Source organism: Pseudomonas sp. HMWF021 (genome assembly GCF_003061005.1).
Classification (GTDB): Bacteria; Pseudomonadota; Gammaproteobacteria; order Pseudomonadales; family Pseudomonadaceae; genus Aquipseudomonas.
In genome coordinates this window covers 1-7,530 of sequence record NZ_QAIK01000166.1, presented here as the reverse complement: position 1 = coordinate 7,530, position 7,530 = coordinate 1, and the positions used below count along the sequence as shown (strand labels likewise).

At 62.6% G+C, this 7,530-nt stretch carries 7 protein-coding genes; 3 read left to right on the top strand and 4 right to left on the bottom strand.

Annotated elements, in window-relative coordinates; genetic code table 11:
* Positions 1–201: 201 nt before the first annotated feature.
* Positions 202–606, bottom strand: coding sequence for an META domain-containing protein (locus DBR18_RS23970; protein ID WP_007968709.1), 405 nt, complete (start codon positions 604–606; stop codon positions 202–204).
* The gene (locus tag DBR18_RS23965; protein ID WP_108592177.1) at positions 606–1,040 is read right to left on the bottom strand and encodes a hypothetical protein; all 435 of its coding nucleotides are present in this window, start codon (positions 1,038–1,040) and stop codon (positions 606–608) included. Before DBR18_RS23965 ends, DBR18_RS23970 begins: the two co-directional genes overlap by 1 nt.
* A gap of 133 nt (positions 1,041–1,173) precedes the next feature.
* Between DBR18_RS23965 and DBR18_RS23960 the strand changes: the two genes are divergently transcribed.
* Entirely contained in the window at positions 1,174–1,611 is a 438-nt protein-coding gene (locus tag DBR18_RS23960; RefSeq protein ID WP_108592176.1) for a hypothetical protein, read from the top strand.
* Positions 1,612–1,623: 12 nt separating this feature from the next.
* Here the strand turns inward: DBR18_RS23960 and DBR18_RS23955 are convergent, their stop codons facing one another.
* Positions 1,624–2,613, bottom strand: a complete 990-nt coding sequence (locus DBR18_RS23955; protein WP_108592175.1) for a 2-hydroxyacid dehydrogenase — start codon at positions 2,611–2,613, stop codon at positions 1,624–1,626.
* Between the two features lie 82 nt (positions 2,614–2,695).
* Positions 2,696–5,449, bottom strand: a complete 2,754-nt coding sequence (locus DBR18_RS23950) for a response regulator (RefSeq protein ID WP_108592182.1) — start codon at positions 5,447–5,449, stop codon at positions 2,696–2,698.
* Between the two features lie 217 nt (positions 5,450–5,666).
* Between DBR18_RS23950 and DBR18_RS23945 the strand changes: the two genes are divergently transcribed.
* Together DBR18_RS23945 and DBR18_RS23940 are read left to right on the top strand one after the other, a co-directional pair.
* Positions 5,667–6,389: a response regulator transcription factor gene (locus tag DBR18_RS23945; protein WP_108592174.1), complete on the top strand. Its 723-nt coding sequence runs from the start codon at positions 5,667–5,669 to the stop codon at positions 6,387–6,389.
* The coding region (locus DBR18_RS23940; RefSeq protein WP_108592173.1) for a sensor histidine kinase at positions 6,376–7,530 on the top strand (1,155 nt) is incomplete at its 3' end. The genes DBR18_RS23945 and DBR18_RS23940, both read left to right, overlap by 14 nt.

Here is a 7,530-nt window from a genome sequence, read left to right as displayed (position 1 = left end):
GCCCCAAATCCTGCTGACTCGGTGTCTGCGACAACGTGCGGTTGACGGGTTTACGACTGCTGCGCAGCCGAGCGGGAGCAAGCTCCCTCGCCACAGTAAATGGCGTTCAAAAAAAGATCGCAGCCTTCGGCAGCTCCTACAGGTGTACACATGACCTTGTAGGAGCTGCCGCAGGCTGCGATCTTTTTTGCGGCTGAACGATCAGCCCTCTTCCAGCCACCAGCGCAACGGCTTGCCTTCGGCCGGCCAGAAGCGCATCTGCTCGATCGGCGAGATGTCCCAGCGCTCGACACCTTGCAGCGCCTGCAGGAAGCGTTGTTCCTGCTCCATCAGCGCCGGCGCGCAGAGTTTGCGGGTCTTGCCGATCGGGCCGAAGCTCAGCTTGTCGCCGTCGAGGGTGTACGGTGCGAACCAGTGGTTGCAACCGCCGTTGCCGTACGCGCGGCCATCGTCACCGAGGGTCACGGTCAGATGGCTGTAATCCATCAATGGCCGTTCGCCGATCCATTCCAGAATGTAGCTGCGGTTCTGCTGCAATTGCACCGGCTCTGCGGCGCAGCCCACCAGCGCGGCACCGACCAGCAGGGGCAGGGCAAGGCGTTTCATCACGCAGGCTCCTGGCATTTCGGGCACAGATGCTTGTCGCCGACGGCTTTCCAGCCCAGCTCGGCGATGCGCGCCGTGGCGGCCGGTTTCTCGGCGGTTTTGCCCAGCTTGGCGTCGACCGCGAATTCGAAATTCAGCTCTTTGGCACAGCTGTCGCAGTTGACCTGCCAGGTGTGGATCGCCAGTTCGCCGAAGGCCGGGCCGGTGGTCATCGCGGTCCATTGGCCCGGCGGATTGATCAGGTGGCGCACGGTGTCAACGGTCAGGCGCATGGACAAGTCCTTGCTGCCTTTGAGGGTGACCAACAGGACGTCACCGTTGCGGATCGAGCCACCGTTGCCGGTGACCTGATAGCGGCCCGGTACGAGGGCGCGGCATTCGGTGAGGGTGTGTTGCGGGTTCATCAGGGTGTAGCGGAAATCGTGTTCGACCATGGGTCCTCCAAATATGCGCGACATGCTAGCACGGGCTTGATTGCAGGATGGCGTACGTGTGCGACCTTCGATCCGGTTCAAATCGAACGACGCTCATGGCAAACTGCCGCCCTTCAATCTGAGGGAACGGAACATGGCGCTGATCGAATGTTATGAATGCAAGCGGAGCATCAGCTCTGAAGTAAAGGCGTGCATTCATTGTGGTGCTCCGATGGCGCAGCAGCACCCTCACACACCGGCGCCAGCCGCCGCGACGATTTCATTTGGCAGCCTGCCGCGCAACAAGTCCGTGCCTGAGGCGTTTATCCCGCCAGCAGCCCCTGAGCCCGCGCCGCGAGTTTCACCGGCGGCGCTCGGTCGCCGCCGTCGGCAACCGGAACCCGCACCTCAACTTCAAGCCAACGCCGACGGTTCGCGTCCGGTAGAAGGCTGGTTGAAAATCATGGTGTTTCTGTTGCCGATGGTCTTTGTCTGGTTCCTGCTGCGTAACGGCCACTCGATGAAGCAGCGCTTTTTCGGTTTTGGCTGGCTGGCGCTGTTGATCCTGGCCTCGTCGCTGTCGCCGAAGTAAACCGGCAAGCCTTCAACCTTTGACCTGGTTCTGCGGCGCGCCAGCGGCCCAGGTTGCGATGTTGTGCAGGGTGGTCGCCGCAATTGCGCCCAGCGCTTCGTGAGTCAGAAACGCCTGATGCGCGGTGATGATCACGTTGGGGAACGTCAGCAATCGCGCCAACACGTCGTCCTGCAACGGCAAGTCGCTGCGATCCTCGAAAAACAGCTGCGCCTCCTCTTCATACACATCCAGTCCCAGATAGCCCAGCTGACCGTCCTTCAAGGCGTCGATCAGCGCGGGCGTGTCCACCAGGCCGCCGCGACCGGTATTGATCAGCATCGCCCCCGGTTGCAGGTGCGCCAGTGATTCACGATTGATCAGGTGTTTGCTCTGTGCGTTGAGCGGGCAGTGCAGGCTGATGATCCGCGACTGCGCGAGTAACTCCGGCAGGCTCAGATAACGCGCGCCCAAGGCCACGACCTCGGGGTTGGGATACGGATCATGGGCCAGCAACTGGCAACCGAAGCCGTGCATGATTTTCGCGAACGTCGCGCCGATCTGCCCGGTGCCGACAATGCCAACCGTCTTGCCAACCAGATCGAAACCGGTCAGACCGTGCAGTGTGAAGTCGCCTTCGCGGGTGCGGTTATAGGCGCGGTGCAGGCGTCGATTGAGTGCCAGAATCAACGCCACCGCATGTTCGGCCACCGCATGCGGCGAATATGCCGGCACCCGCACCACGGCCAGCCCGAGGCGTTTTGCGGCGAGCAGGTCGACATGGTTGTAACCCGCCGAGCGCAGGGCGATCAGCCGCGTGCCGCCGGCGGCGAGGCGCTCCAGCACCGGTGCACTGAGGTCATCGTTGATGAAGGCGCAAACCACTTCGTACTGCTCGGCAAGCGCTGCGGTGTCGAGGTTGAGCCGGGCCGGCTGAAAGTGCAGTTCGATACCGGCCGGGCAGTCGACGGCGAGGAAACTGTCGCGGTCGTAGGTCTGGCTGCTGAAAACGAGCGTGCGCATAATTCCTCCTGGAACGGGGTGGCGAGTCAGCGTTGACGGCCACCACTTTAACGGCGGATGCCGCTGCCGGCATTGCCGTGGATCAGGCGCTGATTCTGGCTTGTGTCGCGAGGCGATTGATCGCCCGCTCCAGTTCCTCCAGCGCCGCCACGGCTTTGGGGTCGCCCTGTTTGAGCAGGGTTTCGCTGCGCTGACAGGCCGCGCGTAATTGTGGGACGCCGCAATACCGGGTCGCGCCGTGCAGGCGATGCACGCGCTCGATCAATGCGTTCTGATCCCGCGCTTCGCTGGCGGCGCGAATCGCTTCGCGGTCGGCTTCCAGCGAGGCGAGCAGCATGGCCAGCATGTCCGCCGCCAGATCAGCCTTGCCGGCGGCCAGACGCAGGCCTTCCTCGTGGTCGAGCACCGGCAGTTCGCTGCTGCCCGCCGCGCTGTCGCTGGTCCGCTCCGGCCCTTGATTGCGCAAGGCCAGACCGGTCCATTTCAGCACCACTTGCGCCAGTTGCCGCTCGCTGATCGGTTTGGTCAGGTAGTCATCCATGCCGCTTTGCAGCAGGGCGCGTTTTTCGTTGGCCATGGCGTGGGCGGTGAGGGCGACGATCGGCAGCGGCGTGCAATGCCGCTCGCTTTCCCACTGGCGGATGGTTTCGGTGGTCTGGCGTCCGTCCATGCCCGGCATCTGCACGTCCATCAGCACCAGATCGAACGATTCGCTCTGCACCGCTTTGACTGCAGCGTAGCCACTCTCGACGGCGAGTACCTTGGCGCCCATGTCTTCGAGCAGCGTCTGCACCAGCAACAGGTTGGCCGGGTTGTCGTCGACGCACAGCACTTTCGGCGCACGACTCGACAGCGGTTCGCCCGGCTCGCTGCGTGGTTGGCGCGGGTTGGCCAGATCGGCCAGTGCCCGGCGCAGTTTGCGCGTGCAGGCCGGTTTGGCCTGGAGCTGGCTGTGTGGGTTGGGTACCGAGAGATGGAACAGCGTCTGTTCGGTGGTCGGGCACAGCACCAGCACTTTGCAACCCAGGTGTTCGAGGTCCCAGATGTGCTGGTTCAAACGCTCCGGGAGCATGTCGTTGCTGGTGATGCCGAGTACCGCGAGGTCGATGGCCTGATCGGTCTGGTGGGCGCCGGTGACGCCGTTGGTCAGGCTCTCCAGGGTATTGAACGGCGTGACATCGAGGCCGCAGTCTTCCAACTGATGCTGCAGGGCCTGACGCGCCAGTTCGTGATTTTCCAGCACGGCCACACGGCGGCCGAGCAGCGGCGGGGCGGGCAGGTCTTCGGTGTCGTCACGGGTTTTCGGCAGGCTCAGGCTGATCCAGAATTCCGAGCCTTCGCCCGGCGTACTGTCGACGCCGATTTCGCCGCCCATCTGTTCGATCAGGCGCTTGGAGATCACTAGGCCCAGACCGGTGCCGCCGGGCTGGCGCGACAGTGAATTGTCGGCCTGACTGAACGCCTGAAACAACGCGCGCACGTCCTGACTCGACAGGCCGATACCGGTGTCCTGAATGCTGATGCGCAGTTGCACGCTGTCTTCGTGTTCTTCTTCGAGCATGGCGCGGGCGACGATGGTGCCTTCGCGGGTGAACTTGATCGCGTTGCTGACCAGGTTGGTGAGGATCTGTTTCAGGCGCAGCGGATCGCCGACCAGCGACAGCGGCGTGTCGCGATAGACCAGACTCACCAGCTCCAGTTGTTTGGCGTGGGCGGCCGGCGCCAGAATCGTCAGGGTGTCCTGCAGCAGGTCGCGCAGGTTGAACGGGATATGGTCGAGCACCAGTTTGCCGGCCTCGATCTTCGAGAAGTCGAGGATCTCGTTGATGATTCCGAGCAGGCTGTCGGCAGACTTTTCGATGGTGCCCAGATAGTCGAGCTGGCGCGGGGTCAGTTCGCTTTTCTGCAACAGATGCGTGAAACCGAGAATGCCGTTGAGCGGCGTGCGGATCTCGTGGCTCATGTTGGCGAGAAACTCGGATTTGATCCGGCTCGCCTCCAGTGCCTCTTTGCGCGCCAGATCCAGTTCGATGTTCTGGATCTCGATGGTTTCCAGGTTCTGGCGCACGTCCTCGGTGGCTTGATCGACGCTGTGCTGCAGTTCTTCGCGGGCGTTCTGCAGAGTACCGGCCATACGATTGATGCCCGAGGCCAGTTCGTCCAGTTCCTGACTGCCGAGCGGTGGCAGGCGGGTTTCCAGATGACCGTCCTTGAGCTGGGCGACGGCGTGTTTGATCTGGCTCAGCGGGCGGTTGATGGTGCGGCCCATGCGCAACGCGAGCAACGCCGCGCCAGCGAGGCCGGCGGCAATCAACAGCAGACTGGCAAACAGGCTGCGATAACCGCGCAGCAGCATGCCGTTGTGCGACAGCTCCAGTTCGACCCAGCCAAGCAGGCGATTGGATTCTTCGGGGATCAGATCGCCGGCCAGATTGCGATGCTTGCCGAACACCGGCATCAGGTAGCGCGTGGCGTCATTGCCACTGCGCCGTTGCAGTAATGCACTGTCGCCGCTGGGTGCCTGATTGAGCATGGTCGGGCCGGCATGTGCCAGCGGTGTGCGGTCGGGGGCGAGGAAGGTCACGGCGCGCACATCGGGTTGTTCGAGCGACTGGGTGGCGATGCGTTCGAGCAGATCGGTGTTGCCATGGCCCATGGCGGGCGCCACCAGCGGTGCCAGTTGCTCGGCAATCATCTCACCGCGCTGCATCAATTGGGTCTGCAGATCGGACTGTTGCATCCAGGTGAAATAGCCACCGAGGACCAACGCCATCAGGCTGGTCGGCAACAGGGTCAGCAACAATACGCGACCTTTGATTCCCAGTTTCTTGAGCACACCCATCTCCTGCATCCCGCTGAACTGTTGACTCGCACGTGCATCCGGCACGCGACATGGGCGCAGTGTAGCGATTTGCAGGCAGGCAATCTTCGGAAAAATGCGCGGGTCATCGGTTGGCAGGGATCGGCTCGTTTGTCCGGCAGGTCAACCTTGGGTTGCCCGATGGCGGGCAATCTTGAATAATCCGTCAACTGAGAATTATTTGCAGATACTCATGACTCTTGTCTCCATTGATTCGCCGCGCATTCTTGCCATTGAGGACGACCCGGTTCTGGGCGCCTACGTTCACGAACATCTGGGCCGTAGCGGCTTTGCGGTGACCTGGTGCCAGAACGGTCAGGAAGGGCTGAGCATCGCGCGTCGTCAGCGGTTCGACGTGGTGCTGATGGACATCCTGTTGCCGGGGCTCGATGGTTTGAATGTGCTGACGCAATTGCGCCAGAGCCATTCGACACCGGTGCTGCTGATGTCGGCCCTGGGCGCCGAGGCCGATCGCATCAGCGGCTTTCGTCTGGGCGCCGATGACTACCTGCCCAAACCGTTCAGCATGGCCGAACTGCATGTGCGCATTGAAGCCATTCTGCGCCGGGTGGCGCTGGATCGGCGTCCGGCAGCGATTGCAGCGCCTGCGATCCACAGCGCGCTGCGTTTCGACGATGAGCGGTGTGAAGTTTTCTATAACGCGCAGGCCGCCGGCCTGACCCGCAGCGAATACCGCCTGCTGGAAACCCTCAATCGCAACGACGAAGAAGTGCTGAGCAAGGCCTTCCTTTATCAGCACGTTTTGCAGCGCGGTTACGCGGCTCACGACCGCAGCCTCGACATGCACATCAGCCAGATCCGCCGCAAACTCAAGGCCATCGGTTACACCGAACGGGAAGTGCGCACGGTGTGGGGCAAGGGCTACGTGCTGAGTGCGTCCGATGAAAGTCTCTGACCTGCCAGGGCGCCATTCGCTGTTCTGGAAACTGGCGTGCCTGCTGGTGGCGTTCTGTCTGCTGATGATCTGGCTCAGTTGGTCCTGGGGGCGTTACATGGAGGAGCGCAACCAGTTCCTCTCCGACGAGGCGCGCGGCACGCTGAGCCGCTATGCCGCCGAAGCCGAACGGGCGTGGCAGCGCAGCGAGCGCGACGGGGTCGACAACTGGTTACAGAGCATGGAGTTGCGCGAGGCAGGCTGGGTCGGAGTGATCGACCGCAATCTGCAGTCGTTGAGCAGCGATCCGTTGAATGAACAGGAAATCCAGCACCTGACCTTTTTGCGTGGCCTCGACTGGCCGATCCACAAAAAGGGCCGGCCGTGGCTGCGGGTGCCGTTTCCCAAGGATCCATCGGCCGGCAGCCTGGTGATCGAGTTGCCCGAGCGATTCCTGCCGGGGAAATACCGGGTGTTCTGGCGGGTGATCACCAACGGCGTGATTCCGGGGTTGTTCACCTTGTTACTGTGCATCGGTCTGTATCGCTTGCTGGTGGTGCCGCTGAACAACCTGCGCGAGCAGGCCAACGCGTGGCGCGCCGATCAATTGAATGTGCGCCTGTCCAGCGGCATCACCCAGCGCCCGGACGAACTCGGCGAACTGGCCCGGGCCTTCGATTCGATGTCCGAACGCCTGCAGTCCACGGTCGCCCTGCAACAGCAACTGCTGCGCGACCTGTCCCACGAACTGCGCACGCCGCTGAGTCGGCTGCGGGTGGCCAGTGAGAGCGAGCAGGATCTGTTGCAACTGCGCGAGCGCATCGGCCGAGAAGTCGACGGCATGCAACGGCTGGTCGAAGACACCCTGCAACTGGCCTGGCTCGACACCGAGCGTGCGCCGTTGCCGGACGAAGCGATCCAGATTCAGGCGCTGTGGGAGATGCTCACCGACAATGCCTGTTATGAAAGTGGCTGGCCGAGCCTGCAATTGCAGTGTGCGGTGGATTCGTCGTGCTGGGTGCGCGGAAATCTCAATACCTTGGCGCAGGCGCTGGAGAACATTTTGCGCAATGCCATTCGCCATTCCCCCGAAGGCGGCATCGTGCGCCTTGATGGACGGCGCGATGGCGAGTACTGGCATCTGTGGCTTGAGGATCAGGGC

Bases quoted from the DNA above. Each gene is read 5' to 3' on its own strand.
- DBR18_RS23970 (WP_007968709.1), bottom strand. From the start codon at position 606: ATGAAACGCCTTGCCCTGCCCCTGCTGGTCGGTGCCGCGCTGGTGGGC.
- DBR18_RS23965 (WP_108592177.1), bottom strand. From the start codon at position 1,040: ATGGTCGAACACGATTTCCGCTACACCCTGATGAACCCGCAACACACC.
- DBR18_RS23960 (WP_108592176.1), top strand. From the start codon at position 1,174: ATGGCGCTGATCGAATGTTATGAATGCAAGCGGAGCATCAGCTCTGAA.
- DBR18_RS23955 (WP_108592175.1), bottom strand. From the start codon at position 2,613: ATGCGCACGCTCGTTTTCAGCAGCCAGACCTACGACCGCGACAGTTTC.
- DBR18_RS23945 (WP_108592174.1), top strand. From the start codon at position 5,667: ATGACTCTTGTCTCCATTGATTCGCCGCGCATTCTTGCCATTGAGGAC.